The organism is Veillonella absiana (assembly GCF_032970865.1).
Classification (GTDB): Bacteria; Bacillota; Negativicutes; order Veillonellales; family Veillonellaceae; genus Veillonella; species Veillonella absiana.
The window spans coordinates 97,313-114,311 of the sequence record NZ_JAWJZB010000002.1 but is presented as its reverse complement, the minus strand read 5'-3'; the positions used below and the strand labels follow the sequence as shown (position 1 = coordinate 114,311).

15 protein-coding genes, 1 other RNA gene, 1 pseudogene and 1 riboswitch are annotated in these 16,999 nt (G+C 42.8%); of the genes and pseudogenes, 15 read left to right on the top strand and 2 right to left on the bottom strand.

What is annotated here, in order from left to right; all coding sequences use genetic code 11:
• Nucleotides 1-21 precede the first annotated feature (21 nt).
• The 15 genes and pseudogenes from RVY80_RS01970 (at nt 22) to RVY80_RS01900 (ending at nt 14,361) form a co-directional block, all read left to right on the top strand.
• Nucleotides 22-411 (top strand): hypothetical protein, encoded by a 390-nt coding sequence (locus tag RVY80_RS01970; protein ID WP_310746419.1) that lies wholly within the window; start codon nt 22-24, stop codon nt 409-411.
• A 125-nt stretch (nt 412-536) separates the two neighbouring features.
• On the top strand, nt 537-1,310 hold the full coding sequence (locus tag RVY80_RS01965; protein ID WP_295190914.1) for a carboxymuconolactone decarboxylase family protein: 774 nt from the start codon (nt 537-539) through the stop codon (nt 1,308-1,310).
• Nucleotides 1,311-1,322: 12 nt separating this feature from the next.
• A complete protein-coding gene (locus tag RVY80_RS01960; protein ID WP_317329454.1) occupies nt 1,323-1,949 on the top strand; it encodes a site-2 protease family protein in 627 nt (208 codons plus the stop codon).
• 252 nt (nt 1,950-2,201) lie between these two features.
• Nucleotides 2,202-2,426: a (2Fe-2S)-binding protein gene (locus RVY80_RS01955; protein ID WP_295190908.1), complete on the top strand. Its 225-nt coding sequence runs from the start codon at nt 2,202-2,204 to the stop codon at nt 2,424-2,426.
• Between the two features lie 427 nt (nt 2,427-2,853).
• On the top strand, nt 2,854-3,321 hold the full coding sequence (locus RVY80_RS01950; protein WP_317329453.1) for an isoprenylcysteine carboxylmethyltransferase family protein: 468 nt from the start codon (nt 2,854-2,856) through the stop codon (nt 3,319-3,321).
• A gap of 169 nt (nt 3,322-3,490) precedes the next feature.
• A riboswitch (cobalamin riboswitch) is annotated at nt 3,491-3,662 on the top strand.
• A gap of 223 nt (nt 3,663-3,885) precedes the next feature.
• Nucleotides 3,886-4,807, top strand: a pseudogene (locus tag RVY80_RS01945) (methylmalonyl-CoA mutase family protein); the annotation flags it as partial.
• A 7-nt stretch (nt 4,808-4,814) separates the two neighbouring features.
• Nucleotides 4,815-6,089 carry a methylmalonyl Co-A mutase-associated GTPase MeaB gene (gene meaB / locus RVY80_RS01940; protein WP_317329452.1) on the top strand — a complete coding sequence of 425 codons (1,275 nt, stop codon included), beginning with the start codon at nt 4,815-4,817 and terminating at the stop codon, nt 6,087-6,089.
• 133 nt (nt 6,090-6,222) lie between these two features.
• Nucleotides 6,223-6,322, top strand: an RNA gene (gene ffs / locus RVY80_RS01935) — signal recognition particle sRNA small type.
• Between the two features lie 178 nt (nt 6,323-6,500).
• A complete protein-coding gene (gene dnaX / locus RVY80_RS01930) occupies nt 6,501-8,729 on the top strand; it encodes a DNA polymerase III subunit gamma/tau (protein ID WP_317329451.1) in 2,229 nt (742 codons plus the stop codon).
• Nucleotides 8,730-8,896: 167 nt separating this feature from the next.
• Nucleotides 8,897-9,226 (top strand): YbaB/EbfC family nucleoid-associated protein, encoded by a 330-nt coding sequence (locus tag RVY80_RS01925; RefSeq protein WP_295191456.1) that lies wholly within the window; start codon nt 8,897-8,899, stop codon nt 9,224-9,226.
• A gap of 1 nt (nt 9,227) precedes the next feature.
• Complete coding sequence (gene recR / locus RVY80_RS01920; protein ID WP_317329450.1) at nt 9,228-9,824, top strand: recombination mediator RecR; 597 nt, start codon at nt 9,228-9,230, stop codon at nt 9,822-9,824.
• A gap of 71 nt (nt 9,825-9,895) precedes the next feature.
• A complete protein-coding gene (locus RVY80_RS01915; RefSeq protein ID WP_295191462.1) occupies nt 9,896-10,144 on the top strand; it encodes a hypothetical protein in 249 nt (82 codons plus the stop codon).
• 12 nt (nt 10,145-10,156) lie between these two features.
• Entirely contained in the window at nt 10,157-12,742 is a 2,586-nt protein-coding gene (locus RVY80_RS01910) for a 3'-5' exonuclease (RefSeq protein WP_317329449.1), read from the top strand.
• Between the two features lie 236 nt (nt 12,743-12,978).
• Nucleotides 12,979-13,863, top strand: a complete 885-nt coding sequence (locus tag RVY80_RS01905; RefSeq protein WP_295193163.1) for an RluA family pseudouridine synthase — start codon at nt 12,979-12,981, stop codon at nt 13,861-13,863.
• Between the two features lie 177 nt (nt 13,864-14,040).
• Nucleotides 14,041-14,361, top strand: a complete 321-nt coding sequence (locus RVY80_RS01900; protein ID WP_317329447.1) for an arginase family protein — start codon at nt 14,041-14,043, stop codon at nt 14,359-14,361.
• A gap of 66 nt (nt 14,362-14,427) precedes the next feature.
• Here RVY80_RS01900 and RVY80_RS01895 read toward each other — a convergent pair whose 3' ends face one another.
• A complete protein-coding gene (locus RVY80_RS01895) occupies nt 14,428-15,264 on the bottom strand; it encodes a hypothetical protein (protein ID WP_317329445.1) in 837 nt (278 codons plus the stop codon).
• Between the two features lie 187 nt (nt 15,265-15,451).
• Nucleotides 15,452-16,921 (bottom strand): amino acid permease, encoded by a 1,470-nt coding sequence (locus RVY80_RS01890; RefSeq protein ID WP_317329442.1) that lies wholly within the window; start codon nt 16,919-16,921, stop codon nt 15,452-15,454.
• Nucleotides 16,922-16,999: the final 78 nt, after the last annotated feature.

The window sequence follows — 16,999 nt, the reverse complement described above, 5'->3', positions numbered from 1 at the left end:
ATATCCGGAAAGGAGTTTCTGATGAATACAAAACTATTAGCTGCAGTAGTTCTTGGTGCTACGTTGATGGTTGGTGGCGTTGCGAGTGCTGCTAATTGGAATGGTTTGGAAAATTATCCAGAAGTACAAAATAGTGCTCACGGCACAGAAACATACTATTTTGATTTAGCATCCCAATTCAAAGGTATCGATGGTAGCCGTAACTTTGTGTTTGGCATTAATGTTATCAACATGCATAATAACCAGTATGGGGATGCAACACTTTATAAATATATGGTAGAGCCTAGTCAGAAATTGGTATATAAATACGATATGAATGGTAATGCAAATTTAGTAGAACCTGGCACGGCTGAGTATGCTATGTTTGAACAAGTATGGGAAACTGTGTACAACGTGAAATTTATCCGTTAAATGTAAATTATATAGATGATTGTGAGAGTCAGAATATTAGCAATAAAGATTGGCATTTACTAGGCATCTATTTGGGAGCTTTCACAAGCACACTATAATACTATATAAGAATATAGGAGGACAGTATGGGCAAAACAGATTTTGCAGAAGCATATACGGAGAAAATGTTTCCTGAAGTAGCATCTCCAGCGGGGCGTATTGATCCAGAATTTGAAGATATTTTTGATAATTTCGCCTATGATGAAGTCATTACGGAAGAGGGGAAAAATGTACCTGCTAAAGATCGTTTTATGGCGATTTTAGCAGCCCTAATTGGTAGCCAAGCTATCGATGAATATGCATTGATGATGCCGGCCGCACTTAATTTTGGTGTTACCCCTGATGAAGTAAAGGAAATCGTGTACCAAGGCGTGCCATACCTCGGCATCGGTCGTGTTCGCCCTTTCATTAAACGGACGAATAAAATTTTTGATTACTCTGGTCTCAGTGTGGAGAAACCAGCTCGTAATACCGTACGTCCTGAAACGCGCCTTGAAAAAGGTATCGAAGCACAAGTGGAAATTTTCGGCGAAGGTATGCGTGAATTCTACAAGTCCGGGCCTGAGGAGTCTCGTCACATTAATTTGTGGCTTGCTCGTAATTGTTTTGGTGATTATTACACTAGAACTGGCCTTACTTTGGCGCAACGTGAGCTCATTACATTCTGCTTTTTAATGGCTCAAGGTGGTTGTGAAAGTCAGTTAGAGGCTCATGTAATCGGTAATCTCCGGTTGGGCCATTCCAAACAATATTTGATTAATGTGGTGTCCCAATGTGTACCGTATATTGGATACCCGCGTTGTCTCAATGCGCTTACTTGTATTAATCGCGGTAATGCTCAATTCGAGGCACATAAATAAAGGTGAATTTTTATGTTTAATTTTGATATCATGGGTTTTCTGGCTGGCGTGCCAGCACTCATTTTGGCCATAGCGGGGCATGAGTATGCCCATGCGCGTATGGCTACTTGGCTAGGAGATCCGACGCCTCGTCTAGCAGGCCGCTTGACATTGAATCCAATGGCACATATTGATGCAGTAGGTGCTCTTGCCATGTTTCTCATAGGCTTTGGTTGGGCTAGACCGGTACCAATCAATATTGCAGCCTTTAAGGATCGTCGTACAGATGAACTATTGGTGGCCCTTTCTGGTCCAACATCAAATGTGATTATGGCATTTATCGCGTACTGCTTGATGATTGGTCTTGATGCGGCAAATCTACTGACCTCTGATGCACTGTATACGGTGTTACGACTCATAGTATTGTATAATATTAACTTTGCAATTTTTAACATGTTGCCCATCCCACCATTAGATGGTAGTAGCATTATCATGACATTTATGCCATGGCAGATGCGTGTACAAATCTATCAGTTTGGATGGGTGAGCATGTTCGTATTTTTACTACTGCTTAACAGTCCAATCATGAGTGCCATTATGTATCCTTTACAAAGGACGATACTAAGTGCATTCCAAGCAATCGTGCAATTGATAATTTAGTGCTGATATATTGGTGGGGGTTAGTTTATTTAAATAATCTATTGTATCGTTAAATTAATCTAAGTGATATCCATAATATTATCTATAGCGAAAAAAATCGATGTGGTGTATTATGAAGATAAAAATATTTTTGGTGAGATGGTTTGGGTCGTTGTAATGATCTTTGAAACTTTCATCAAGAATGGTATATATTACATGGTTTGCATCGAGTGATGCATTGATAGTGCTTAGGTAAGCAAAAGGAAGATGACAATGGATTTTGAAGAAAATCAAGTGCCGGAAGCAATTCTGGACAAATTAACAAAGGTTTGCACATGTCGCAGTATTTCGCGCAAAACAATTAAGGAAGCCATTTTGAATGGTGCTGATACATTTCCAAAAGTAAAAGAAGCTACGAAGGCTGGTACTGGTGCTTGCGGTGGCAAGGGCTGTGGACCACGGATTGTAAAATTACTAAAAGAAATGCAAGAAAAATAATTATTTATAATACAAACTCCCCCAATACCTTCTTACTCCTGACGTCAAGTCGAATGTCGTTGCGAAGGCATTGAGGGAGTTTTTCTTATAGCATAATGGAGAGATCGCGTGTGGCCTAACCTCCCCATCGAGGATCGGTTAGGCACGTGGGAGGAACTGTATTTTGAGCTATTTAGCGTTGATACGCTAGTGGGATTTAGCTTATTAAGGACGATCATGTTTGGTAAATCTTATTTAGAGGAATCTATTAAATATATGTATGAAAATTGTTATAAAACTTAAAGCATATAAATGCGCATTTTGCATTTTATTGTACAATATTTGTATTGAAAAATAGTATTAATGTGTGTGCAAAAAGGAGCTCTAATATGACCTCAATGTGTGTGTATGGTTTTGTGGCAATTATTTTTGTCATTCGATTTATTTCTTGCGTGTATCTAAGCAGAATGAAGCTCGTATAGTAGCGGATGGGGGCCGTGAGTATGGTGCGTTTAATAGTAAATTAATGGCTATAGTTCATGTGCTTATCTATTTTTATGCCTTAGGTGAGTTTTATTATCTAGATAGAAGTGTGAATTCACTGACTTTCATCGGCATGGGCCTCGTGGTATTCTCTATGTATATGTTATATATGGTGAGTCGTTTACTCAGTCCGATTTGGACCGTCAAATTAATGGTAGCGAAGAACCATCAATATGTAGATCATTGGTTATTCCGCAATATTAAGCATCCGAATTATTTCTTAAATATTGTGCCTGAATTGGTGGGAATTATTCTAGTATGCCAAGCGTGGTATACGGCCCTATTACTATTGCCTATATATGCGATTATCATGTACATTCGCATCATCGAGGAAAATAAAATTATTGAACTATTGAAAGTAGAATCATTTTAGATAATCGGAGTTTTCCAGTAAAGTAAGTATAGCTAAGGGGGTATACCTTAAAATCATACAATTATTACCTTGAGCTATAAATTGGGATTTGGTGCTTATGAATTGATTTTATGAAGAGGGGAATTTGGTTGACGAAATGTAAATTGTTAACCTATACTCTAAGCAAGACAACAGAATATCGAGAATAGGTGTCGAAAGACTCAATAGAGAAATCGGTATAAGCCGATGCGGTCCCGCCACTGTAAGAGGAGCGACTCTTGATTATGCCACTGGAGTAATCTGGGAAGGTAAGAGAAGCGATGAATCTAAGCCAGGAGAACTGCCTATTTAAGAATCACCGTATGTACCTACGAGCGATAGGAAGGGGATTGTAGCAGTCGAGAAACGATGTATTGAGTCAATGTATTGAATCAAATTGAGGTTTTGGTCATACCAGGGGCACAAAAGTAAGTGGTTACATTCAAGAAACGTGGGGCGTATCTCAATATGTAGACGATACGATGCCAAAGAATGCGAACCACTCTAGTTTGTATGAAATTGTAAAGGGGTCCTCCATCCATAATATTAAATACGAATGACCTTGATGAAGCCATTGCGTTGCCTACGGACTTCTCAGCTCGTATTGCTCGTAATACGCAGCTTTATATTCAAGATGAAACAAAAGTATGTAAAGTTATCGATCCATGGGGCGGTTCTTATTATGTAGAAGCCTTAACCGATGAATTGATTCGTCGCGCTTGGGGCCATATCCAAGAAATCGAATCCCTTGGCGGCATGGCGAAAGCTATCGATACTGGTCTTCCTAAGATGCGTATCGAAGAAGCGGCAGCTCGTCGTCAAGCTCGTATCGACTCTGGCAGAGAAGCTATCGTGGGCATCAATAAATATCGTCTAGATAAAGAAGATCCATTAGATATCCTTGACGTAGATAATACAGCTGTACGTGAAGCCCAAATTCGTCGTCTTGAAAAATTGCGTGCTAATCGTGATGAAGAGACTGTTCAATCTTGTCTTGAAAAAATTACAAATGCTACAGAATCTGGGGAAGGCAATTTGTTGGCATTAGCTCTTGAAGCGGCCCGTGCTCGTGCATCCTTAGGTGAAATTTCCTTTGCCGTAGAAAAAGTAACAGGCCGTCATAAAGCCGTTATTCGTTCTATTTCTGGTGTATACAGCAGTGAATTTGAAGATGATGATGTCATCAAAGAAGTTCGCCAATTGGCAGATGACTTTGAGGATATGGAAGGTCGTCGCCCTCGCAGCAGGTCACAAAACATTGTTACCACAATTGGTAGAAGAACTTGAAAAACGTGGCCGTGGCGATATTCTCGTAGCAATTGGCGGCGTAATTCCTGCTCAGGACTATGAGTTCTTACGCGACCATGGCGCCGTTGCTATCTTTGGTCCTGGTACAGTGCTTCCAGTAGCAGCGAAAAAACTGCTTGAAACATTGATGGAACACGTACAAGCGGAAACGAATGAGTGATAATACTATGAGTAACAATCGGGATGTGACGAGTAATCGCGAAACCTCATTTGATGCAGTGTCTAATGAAAAACGCACGATAAATGAGACTCGCGAGGTTAATCATAGCAACACCTATAGACCCGATTGGGTGCCTGAGCACGCAAAATCAGAGGATACCTTTGCTTGCCATGTGATGAAAGGGGTCAAAGAGGCCCATGATGGCATGGCAAGCACGGGCTCTGAACACCTACAGCCGACGCGGCGACCAATGAAACCGCGTCGAAAATTAGGTGTGCTAGATTATGTGCGCGGTATCGAGCAGGGGAACCGCGTCATTCTCTCTCGGGCGATTACTCTTGTGGAAAGTAATAAAAGAGAGCATTTTAAAATGGCTCAAAATGTATTGCAAACTGTGTTACCGAGAACTGGTAAGGCGTTGCGTATCGGCATTACAGGGGTCCCGGGGGCTGGTAAAAGTACTTTCATAGAGGCCTTTGGTAATATGCTCTGTGATGAAGGTTTTAAAGTGACCGTATTAGCCGTAGACCCTACGAGCCAAGTCACAAAAGGTAGTATTTTAGGCGATAAGACGCGTATGGAAACGTTAACGAAGCATCCTAATGCTTACGCTCGACCCTCTCCAGCTGGGGGCACTCTTGGCGGTGTAGCGCGCAAGAGTCGAGAAACTATGCTTCTCTGCGAGGCTGCCGGGTATGATATTATCCTCGTAGAGACCGTTGGCGTTGGGCAGAGTGAAGTTACGGTTCGCTCTATGGTGGATTTCTTTATGCTCATTGTCCTCACAGGTGCTGGTGATGAATTGCAAGGCATCAAGAAGGGGATAATGGAATTGGCCGATGCCATTGTAGTCAATAAGGCTGATGGAGATAATCTCAAAAAGGCCCAAGTAGCAAGAGGCGATTACGATCGGATGTTACACTATATTCGCCCAGCTACTGAAAAATGGCAAACTCGCGCTTATACTTGCTCTGCTGTTAGCAAAAAAGGCCTCTCTGAATTATGGGATGTCATTAAGACATTTGAAAATCAAGGTAAAGAAAATGGTGTGTTTGAGAAACGCCGTCAATCCCAAACTTTGCGTTGGGTTCATGATATGATCGATGAACATTTGCACAACCTGTTCTTCCGCAATCATGTGGTCCAAGGCCGCCTTGGTGAAGTGGAAGAAGCCGTCATTGAAGGCTCCATGTCACCTAGCCAAGCCGTTGAGGAATTGGTGGATGTATTTGATAAAACGACGTTCCAACGTGGGGAGTCGGCGTTTAGTGAAGAAATATAATTGAGGTTTAAATATGGTATCCCCGTCAACTTGTGACGGGGATACCTATTAAATATTTTATCTTTACTAAAATCTTTAAATATTATATAATTATAAGGCTAATAAAAGCATATGTAGTATTGGATCATGGCAGCTTTCGGGCCCGTGCAATGGAGGCCTGTGAATCGTGTCAGGACTGAGAGGTAGCAGCACTAAGCGGTAACCTTCATGTGCCACGGGGAACCCGGAGGCTGTCATGATCGAGTACTACAAATAGAAAGCAGCATAGAGGGCTGCTTTTTTTTATAGGATAAATGAAAAAATGTCGCAACACTGGCTAGTTCAGACTGTGGTTTGGTGCATGGATTATGCGCTGCCACCGTTGTGGTTGCGGTAATGATGACTATGAAATGTATGGGAAAGGAGGATCCTATGGCTTATATTGCACTGTATCGTAAATATCGCCCCCAGACGTTTACGGATGTGGTAGGGCAGCATCAAGTTAGTGATACGTTGATGCGCGCCGTTCGTGAGGATAAGGTGGCGCATGCCTATTTGTTCGCCGGCCCTCGTGGTACAGGTAAAACGAGTATGGCCAAGATTTTCGCCCGCGCCATCAATTGCGAGTACGGACCGACGGACCATCCTTGTAATGAATGTACGTCTTGTAAACAAATCTTGAGTGGTCAGTCCATGGATGTGCTGGAAATTGATGCGGCGTCTAACCGTGGTATTGATGAGATTCGTGCCCTCCGTGAAAGTGTAAAATTTATGCCTGTAGAGGGGCGTAAAAAAATCTTCATTATCGACGAAGCCCATATGCTTACCACAGAGGCTTGGAATGCGCTTCTTAAAACGATTGAGGAACCGCCAGCCCACATTATGTTCATTTTTGCCACCACAGAGATTGAGAAATTGCCGGTTACGATTGTGTCTCGTTGCCAACGTTATACATTTAGACGCATTACGTCCGATGATATCGCCCAACGTTTGCAATATGTGGCGGATCAAGAACAATTCAGCATTTCCGAAGGTGCGGCACGACTCATCGCTGTTCATGCAGATGGTGGTTTGCGCGATGCCTTGAGTATTCTTGACCAATGTGCCGGTATGGCTACCGGCGAGATTACACCCCAAATCGTGGAGGAACTCATCGGCCTTGTGGGCAAGGATTGGATTGTCCAATTCCTAGATGACTTGCGAGATGGCAATGGTGCGAATATTTTAAAACATGTGAAAGCCGCGCTTTCAGAGGGTAGAGATGCGACGCAAATCATGGAGGCCCTCATTTCTCATGTAAGAGCCCTACTCGTGGCCAAGGTGGCGCCTGATGCGGAAGAACTGAAGGTGTACGATAGTTTGCGTGACACATTCCTCGCTCAGGCACAATCTGTGTCCTTTGAGGAATTGAACCTATACATCCGCAGTGCGCAAGCAATTTTGAACGATGCCAAACAAGTGGATAATCCGAGAACCATCGTGGAAATGGGCCTACTCGTATTGTGCGCTCGCATGAGTGATATTGATGAAAGTATCGAAGAACGCGTATCTGCTCTTGAACGATCTGACCGAGCCGAACAAGAAGGCTTGCTCAATCGTGTGGCACGATTAGAACAGGGTATGTCATCGGGTGGATTCAATAGCGGTGCTAGTGGATATTCCGGTGGCACTGCAGGTGGAGTGATGAACGGCTATGCTACACCGAGTGCACCAGCGCCAAGTGCAGTCGTACCAAATTATGTCGCACCACAATCGAAGAACAGTCAATCGAGTGAAGATAATTATTTCTCCGCCCCACCACCTATGGATGAATATGAACCAGCTGAAATGATGCCGCCGCCAGTGGGAAATATGCCTCCAAGAGGAAATCAAGCACCAGGCATGGTGCCGCCAGGAGCAGAACCGCCTCGAGCTTCTAGTCGCGGACCTGCGCAAAAAGGTACGGTTCCGCCAGCTGGCTCATCATCACAAACGGGGGGGCCAGCGCGAGCACCGCAACAGACAAGTACAGCACCAGTCGCAATCGGCGAGGGTGTTGTGAACAAAGCGGAATATAGTACGATTCAACACAACGTGGTAAAATATCTAAAGGATACGAGCCGCGCTATGGTAGCTACGATGCTTGGATTTGGCCAATTGATTTTTCTTGATCATGTACATGCAGTGTTTGCTTTCAAATCGGTAACGTATTTAAAAATGTTGTCTAACGATGTGCATAAAAAAGATATTTTTGATGCCTTCCAAAGTATGACTGGTCGTGGAGTTTCCGTAGATGCAGTTATGGTAGGTAGTCCTGAGTATAAGCAATACCGGCAAGCGGCGGATCAAACAGGCAGCAATGCTGTTAAACCAAAGGCGAAACCAGCCCGTGAGGAGGATATCCCTATCGAAGGCTTTGGTGATGAACCTATCAAACCCAGGCCACCTAAAGGATTAACTCAAACAGAGGAAAACTCGCAAGGGCCTGCAGTTCATCACACTGCCAACCCGGTGAATCAAGGGAATGTACAGGAACCCACTGAGGTAATCATAGAATCTGAGTATCCATGGGACCCAGATAATATGTCCGAAGAGGAGAAAAATAATCCTCTATTGGCAGGAACGCTAGAAAAATTGTCAGAAGATAATGACATCATCGTTGAGGTTATTAAAGAGGACTAACTAAAAATTACCGAAACGGTTACCGCACCCCCAAGAATATAAGGGGACTGATATCCCGAGGTATACATGAGTAGAACTCTAATGAAACTTTCACAATGATATGATATATAGTAAATAATTATTCAATGTAAATACTCATGAATTAAACAATAATAGGAGGAACAACAATGTTCGGTAAAGGTATGGGCAACATGCAAGGCATGATGAAAAAAGTACAAAAAATGCAAGCTGAGATGAAAAAAATGCAAGAGGAATTGAAAACTCGTACTGTAGAAGTATCCGTAGGTGGTGGTGCTGTTGCGGTTGTAATGAACGGTGAAAAAGTAGTAGAATCCCTCAAAATCAATCCTACTGCAGTAGATTCAGAAGACGTAGAAATGTTAGAGGATTTGGTGTTGGCTGCCATTAATGAAGCAGGCAAAAAAGTAGATGATATGTTAGCACAAGAAATGGGTAAAGTAACAGGCGGTTTGAACTTGCCAACAGGTTTATTCTAAGATGACAAATGCACTTGAACGATTGGTGGAACAATTGCGCCGTTTGCCCGGCATCGGGTCTAAATCAGCGCGGCGGTTGGCGTACCATTTGGTAGAATTGCCTCAAGAAGAGGTGGACCAATTGGTGAACACCATTGTGGAGGCCAAGGGCGCCACCCATCATTGTTCCATTTGCTTTAATTTATCGGCCCAAGATCCTTGCGAATTCTGCTCGAATCCAAATCGCGATCAAACGACCATCATGGTGGTAGAAACATCTCGTGACGTCATCGCTTTGGAACGCAGTGGCGATTACAAGGGCTTGTACCATGTACTAGAAGGCGCTTTGTCCCCTATGGAGGGCATTGGTGCCGAGGATATTCGAGTGAAAGAGCTGATTGCTCGCCTTCGCGATGGCAAGGTGCAAGAGGTGATTTTGGCGACGGATCCAGATATTGAAGGGGAAGCGACAGCCCTCTATTTGGCACGCTTGCTCGCACCTAGTGGTATCAAGGTCACTCGTATTGCCCGTGGCGTACCAATGGGCGGCGATATCGAATATGCTGATGAAGTAACGCTAGGCGGTGCCGTAAATAACCGCCAAGAAATGAAGGGATAACACCTTCGGTTCGTAGCCGATATAAGGGGATACACTGCGAACAGCGCCCCACGGGTGCAGGAAAGGAAACTATGGAAACATTATTAGCATCGCCTATTTTGTCTACCGTGACGACCGTGATTGTAGCAATCGTGGCTTTCAAAATGGCATTTTTTACGATTAAAAAGGTTGTAGTGAACCTCGTCCTAGGTTTTGTGGCCTATTACGCGGCAGTACACATGTTTAATATTCCTATGGATGTGGGATTCTGGTTATGGGCATTGACTGCTCTGTTCGGTCCTATTCCAATGATTGTTGTTGCCATCTGGCACGCATTATAAGGGAGGTTCCACATGGCAATTAATAAAGAACAACAACGCGTCATAGACGAGTTGGATCGTAATATTTTATTATTGGCCTCTGCGGGAACTGGAAAAACGAATACTCTTGCCTATCGGGTGGCCCACATTATTGAAAGTGGCCGTGCGGAGGCGTCTCAAATTTTGTGTATGACCTTTACGAATAAGGCGTGCAACGAAATGAAAGGACGCATCATCTCCCTAGCTGGTAGTGCAGCCAAAGCTGTGGAGGTTAGTTCTTTCCACAGCTTTTGTTTTAAGATTATTCAGGATGAAAGTAAACGCAACGACGCCCTATTCATGGATGTCACTATTTTTGACGAAGAGGATTGCAAGGAATTGTACATGCCCATAAAACCTGGCAATGTGCGAGATATGAGCTTTGCAGCCCTTTTGGCGATGGTCAAGGAATACCGTTCCTATTATGGCTATTATTCCAATGATCCCCACGAGGATTATGGTAAAACAATTCGTCAATTGATGAAGGAAAAATCCAAGGACCTAGAAAAATTATTCGTCAATTATAACCAAGTACAATCCGATGCCTTCCATGCCTTTACTCAAGAGGGGGCAGATTGGCTCGTTAGCTATGATGAAGCATTGCAATCCGTGCATGGCATGGATTTTACGGATCTCATAACGGGTGTACATCGTTTATTCCAAGATGAGCAAATCCGTGAACGTTGGCGCAGTCGCTATTCCTATATCGCGGTGGATGAAATGCAGGATACGGGACTGTTGGAGTACAAGGTGATGGAAATGTTGTGGAAGGGCAATCACGTGCTCTTATGTGGCGATTATTTCCAAACTATCTACGAATGGCGTGGGTCGGATCCATTCCGGTTATTGGCCGATTTTGAGGAGCATTTTGATCCGTTAAAAATAGTATTCTATGAAAATTTCCGTTCTAACCGGACGTTGTTTACTATGGCCTTTGAAACATTGCGTCATATGTTCCCAAAACTAGTGGGCAATATTTACAACGAAATGCCTCGTGCCGTCAGTGCTGAGGATGGACCGCCGGTCCGCATTTATGGTGGCAAAAATGAATACGATGAGGCTAAATTTATTTACGATTCTATTCGTAAACTTGCGACGGATGCTAATGTAGGCGTCTTGGTGCGTGACAATAAAAAAGCACAGCGCTTGAGCGCCTATTTTGAGCGCTTTAACCAGGATTATCCTGAAACCGAGCAGCGGCAGTTCATGATTATCGACGAGTACAAATTCTATCGTCGCCAAGAAATCAAGGATGTCATGGCCTATTTCAAACTCTTGATGAATCCTAACGATTCGGTCAGCGCGAAACGGATTATTAAACGCTATGTATCTGGTATCGGTGATGCTCGTATTCGCGATATTGAAAGTCCCGAATCACGTCAGGCGGGACTAAAATTAACGGACTTCATGGATATGAAAATCTTTGAGGCCGAGCCGTATGCCAAATTAAAACAAGGTCTCGCCAATCACGAGGTTATTGTCTATGATGTGGAAAGTACAGGCGTAGACACTACGTCAGATAATATCGTGCAAATTGCAGCTATCCGTATCGATGAATGGGGCCAAATATTAGATACCTTTGAACGGTTTATCAGGCCAGATAAGCCAGTAGGGACCTCTGCCGAGGTTCACGGTTTTACAGATGAGTTTTTGGCAGAACATGGTGAACCACCACAAGTTGTTCTAGAGGATTTTAAGGTGTTTTCCAAAGGTGCCGTTATCGTTGGGCATAATGTAAATTATGATGTGAGCATTTTCACTAGCGAACTACATCGTCATAATTTGGGAACGCCAGAATTTGGCGCCATCTATGATACGTTAGATATCTTTAGACGATTCTATCCGAATTTGCCGAATCATAAATTGGGATTCTTGAGCGATCATTTCCCTATTAATCACGTGCCGACACACAATGCGATGGACGACATCCTCGCTACGGCACAGCTCTTAATTTATGCGCTAGATACGAATATCGTACCAACGGAAACAAAACGAATGGCGTTAATTAGCCAATACAAGAGCGCCTTTGCCAGTATTGCATCCCAAATGGCAACGCTTCGTCGCAAGGTGGATTCTGATACGCCGACACAACTGTTGGCATATATCATGAATGACATGGGCGTCCTTGCCTATTATAAAAATCATCATGAAATGGCGAAGGTGGAATATATTCGCGATCTCTATCGCATTATGGAACGATTAGATAGAGAATACGAATCTAGCGGTGGTCGCGATCGACTCATGCATATTTTACAACTGGCGGCCCTCACTGCGGGCGAACCGAGCCAACAGGTGAAAAATGATGACCGTATTCCGATTATCACGGTTCATCAGGCAAAGGGCAGTGAATTCGACCATGTGTATCTTGCCGGTATGAATGCAGGTACATTCCCAAGCTTTATGGCTCTCCGCGATAACAACGAGGATGAGGAAAAACGCTTGTTCTACGTGGCTCTCACGCGTCCTAAACAGGAACTAGTTATTACCTATTCTCGTGAAAGCCTCAAAGGTCAGGGCACAAAGGCGAGTCCATTCCTAGACTATTTGCCACGGGATCCACATATGGTGCAAAAGGTATAGTCATTTACATGGTATTTACCATAGATTTACACGCATTTGATGGATTTTGCTAGGATAGAGCATATACTTGTTGTAAAATTAACATATAGACAATTAACGGATACTGGATATCATGACAGTGTGGATGGCAACCGTACCGGGGGAGAATCAACTTTCACCAAGGGAAGCCTGTTGTAAATCCAACACTGCGATATGATGGGCCAGAGATTACAAATGTAGAAGGGAATGGTACTACGATGCGCAGAAAAACCTATAGAGATGATGATTTCGTATGGGAGGTAGACCAAACCTTATTGGCTGATGCAGAGGAAGAAGCTACGCTCGGCCAAGTGCTAGATGCGAGGGGATTGCCTCGCAAAGGTATGAAAAAATTATTTGAAGAGAAGCTCGTGTTGGTTAATGATCAACGTTCCAATCCGCATACTATTGTGCATGAGGGGGACGAAATTCGTTTGCAAATGGCGAAGGAGAAAATTGATCATAAGCCAGAAGAGATGGATCTTAACGTATTATATGAAGATGATGACATCCTCATTTTGGACAAACCAGCGGGCTTGACGGTGAATTCTCATAATCAAACGTCGTTGGCAAATGGGGTGGCTTATTATTTTGATCTTAATAAGATTAAACGGAAGGTGCGCTTTTTAAACCGTTTGGATCGTGATACATCTGGTTGTATCGTCATTGCCAAGAGTGGTTTGGCACAGAGCTATTACCAACAACAAATTGAACATAATGTGTTTGAAAAATGGTATCGTGCTACAACGGAAGGTTTGGTAGAACAAGATGAGCAAACCTTAGAATTGCCTATGAAGAAAAGCGTGGATGGCATTCATTATATGGTGCTAAAACCAAAAGCAGCTGAGTCCGAAGGCAAAATGACTCGCACCGCTTATAATGTAGTGCTTCGTGATGAACAAGCTAATACCACTGATGTAGACGTACAACTGTTAACGGGGCGGACACATCAAATTCGTGTGGCCTTCAGCCATATCGGTCATCCATTGGTAGGTGACGAACTATATGGTGGTAAGGCAACGGGTGAACCGTTCAAATTGCGTGCTGTGAAAGTAGCTTTCACCCATATGCGTACAGGCGAACGCATAGAGGTGAGTTGTTAATTCATTCGTTGTAATGGTATAAATACAAATGATAAAATGGACCTATAGCAGAATATTGCAGATAGGTTCATTTTTGTTGAGGTTATAGATTATGAAAACAATTCGATTATTATATCCAGATTTTCAAGGTGCGGTCTCGATACCTATTATTTCGGGGCGAAATTGTTGAGCCATATTGTGCCACAAAATGATAAACAGCCGTTGGTAGAGGTGAAGATTGATCCTCCTAGAGGTATTGAATACCCTGTTACAGATGGCGTGTATGCTCGTCAGGAGGTAACGGCCAATATTGAGCAAGCGGTACGATTATTAGAAGAAGGCAATCCAGATAAAATTATTACCCTTGGTGGTAATTGCCTTGTATCCCAAGCTAAATTCCTCAAGGATGTGGGTGTAGATTTTAAAATTCAAAGGGAATCATTCCTATCTCATGATGAAATTAAACAATTCATGAGTCGATTTGACCATATTTTCGTTCATCTAGATATCACAAAATAATTCGATATTTCGTAGACTTAAAATTTACTCTATTGAGATACATGTAAAAAAGAGCCATAAGGCTCCTTAATTAGTATATACGCCATTATCAAGCCCTGTAAAAGCATGATTTATCCTGTTTCCGGCACCTAGTGCCAAGGAATTGCCAGAATTGGCAATCTTATTCATGGAGCCCAAAACACTATTAGCTAAATCCCCATCAAAACCTTCTTCATTCGCAGCGATTTGATTAAGACTTCCATAGGCTGAACTAAACATAGGTGTAAAAGAACCATCGATGCCGGAAATACTAGTGTTATAACCGGTTACGGTATTCATAGACCCATTCGACCGGGCCTTACGCCCCACAACAACATTGTTGCCGCCATTGCTGACCGTATGATAGCCCAGAACTACACTGCCACCACCCTGTTCATTTGTTCCTACCTCTTGTTCTGCCGGACTTAGGGAACCAATAATGACAGATTCTCCGCTTGCATTCAATTTTTGATAATCACCAATTAAAATTCCGGAAGAGAGATTCACCGCCTTGTTATTGTTGCCAATAACATTTTGTCGATCGCTATTGCTGACAGTATTGCCTTGACCAATAATATTGACATCATCACTCTGGGTAACTGTATTCTGTTTACCGCTTACACTTGTTTTGTTAGCTGTATCTATTTTGTTGTCTGTTCCTACTAAAGCCACATCAGTAGAACTTGTTATTGTATTGGTTACAGGACTTTCTTCATTACTTTTATCTACAACTACATTAGCCGCTAAAGCACTATTTGATATCAATGTAGTATTTATGATGCCCATAGTAATTGTACGACTCAGTCTTTTGCTTACACTACAACGTTTAGTATGTTTTGTTGCCAATTCAGACGCTACTATATGTATTGGCAGGTGTAGTGGCAAACTATATCTACAAGTGGTTGAGCAGATAATGGTGAGTAATCAGCCCGATGCTCCAGCATTAGCGTTATAATGTGAGAACCCCCTTGTAGACGTTACCTACAAGGGGGTTCGTTATTGTGGAAAACCACTAGCCTTTTGTATTTACAGTATATCATATGGCTGGCACTAAAAATACAAGAAGGAATTCTTATAATTTATAATCATCATATTCTTCTGATTTTTTGATATTCAATTGTTCTTGATGCTTACGTTTTTTGTATTCATCCTTTGTACCAGCCATGTCTATAATGGTGTCTTCTAATGGATCAGGTGCATCTGTATGTAACATGGAGTAGAGAGCCCATAAAATGACAAACCATACTGGTGTGAACAAGAGGGCAATGCGGGTATCTTCGTTCAATGCTAATACCACAAGGATAAATGCAAAGAATGCTAGGATAAGGTAATTCATCACAGGATAGAGAGGCATTTTGAAAGTGGATGCTTTCACCAAATCAGGTCGTTTCTCACGATATTTCATATGGCAGTAAATCATAACGGCCCAAATATAAATAAAGCAGAACGTTGATATGGAGGTAATCATAACGAATACGCTCTCTGGCATGATATAGTTCAATACAACTGTGATGAGCAATACCGCAGCGGAGAAGATTGTAGCTTGGTATGGTACGTGGCTATTTGTTAAGCGACGCATGGAATGCGGTGCGTGACCACGTTTTGCCAAGGCGTAAATCATGCGGCTTGTAGAGAAGATACCAGAGTTTGTAGCCGATGCTGCAGAGGTTAATACCACGAAGTTTACGATGGAACCCGCCATCACGATGCCGATAGCTTGGAATACCATTACAAATGGGCTTTGCGCTGGATTAACATCCACCCAAGGATAAATACTCATGATGATTGCTAAAGCGCCTACATAGAATAAAATAATGCGTAACGGGATGTTGTTGATGGCCATGGGAATTACGCGTTTTGGATTTTCCGTTTCCCCTGCGGTCAAACCAACGAGTTCGATGCCAGCGAAGGAGAATACTACCATTTGGAATGAAAGAATAAATCCCCATAAGCCGTTCGGGAACCAACCACCATAATTCCAAAGATTAGAGAATGTGGATGGACCTGCACTTGTTTCAAATCCAGAGAAAATCATGCCACAACCAATAATAATAAGGGCTATGATGGCGATAACCTTGATGAGGGCAAACCAGAACTCCATTTCTCCAAAATGTTTAACAGCGGTGAGATTCATCATAACAAGTATGAGCAGTACGATTAGCGCTGGTACCCACTGAGGCAGCCACTCAAACCAGTATTGCATATAGAGGCCTACAGCCGTTAAATCGGCCATCGCAACGGATAGCCAACAGAACCAGTACGTCCAGCCCGTGATGAAAGCCGCCCGTTCACCTAAATAGTCCTCTACGAAGTCGATGAAGGAGTGATGTTCTAAATTTGACATCAACAACTCACCTAAGGCACGCATGAGGAAGAAACAAATGAGCCCTGTAATGATATAGGATAGTAAAATGGATGGACCCGCCAAATGAATAGACCGGCCAGAACCAAGGAACAGCCCCGTTCCGATTGCACCGCCAATAGCTAATAATTGGACATGGCGGTTTTTGAGACCCCGCTTGAGATCATGTTCTTCAGACATAATAAATCCTCTTTTTAATTTATGTGTGTAAATATATACAATGAATATCTTAATCACAAATCATTCCATGTTTTACTT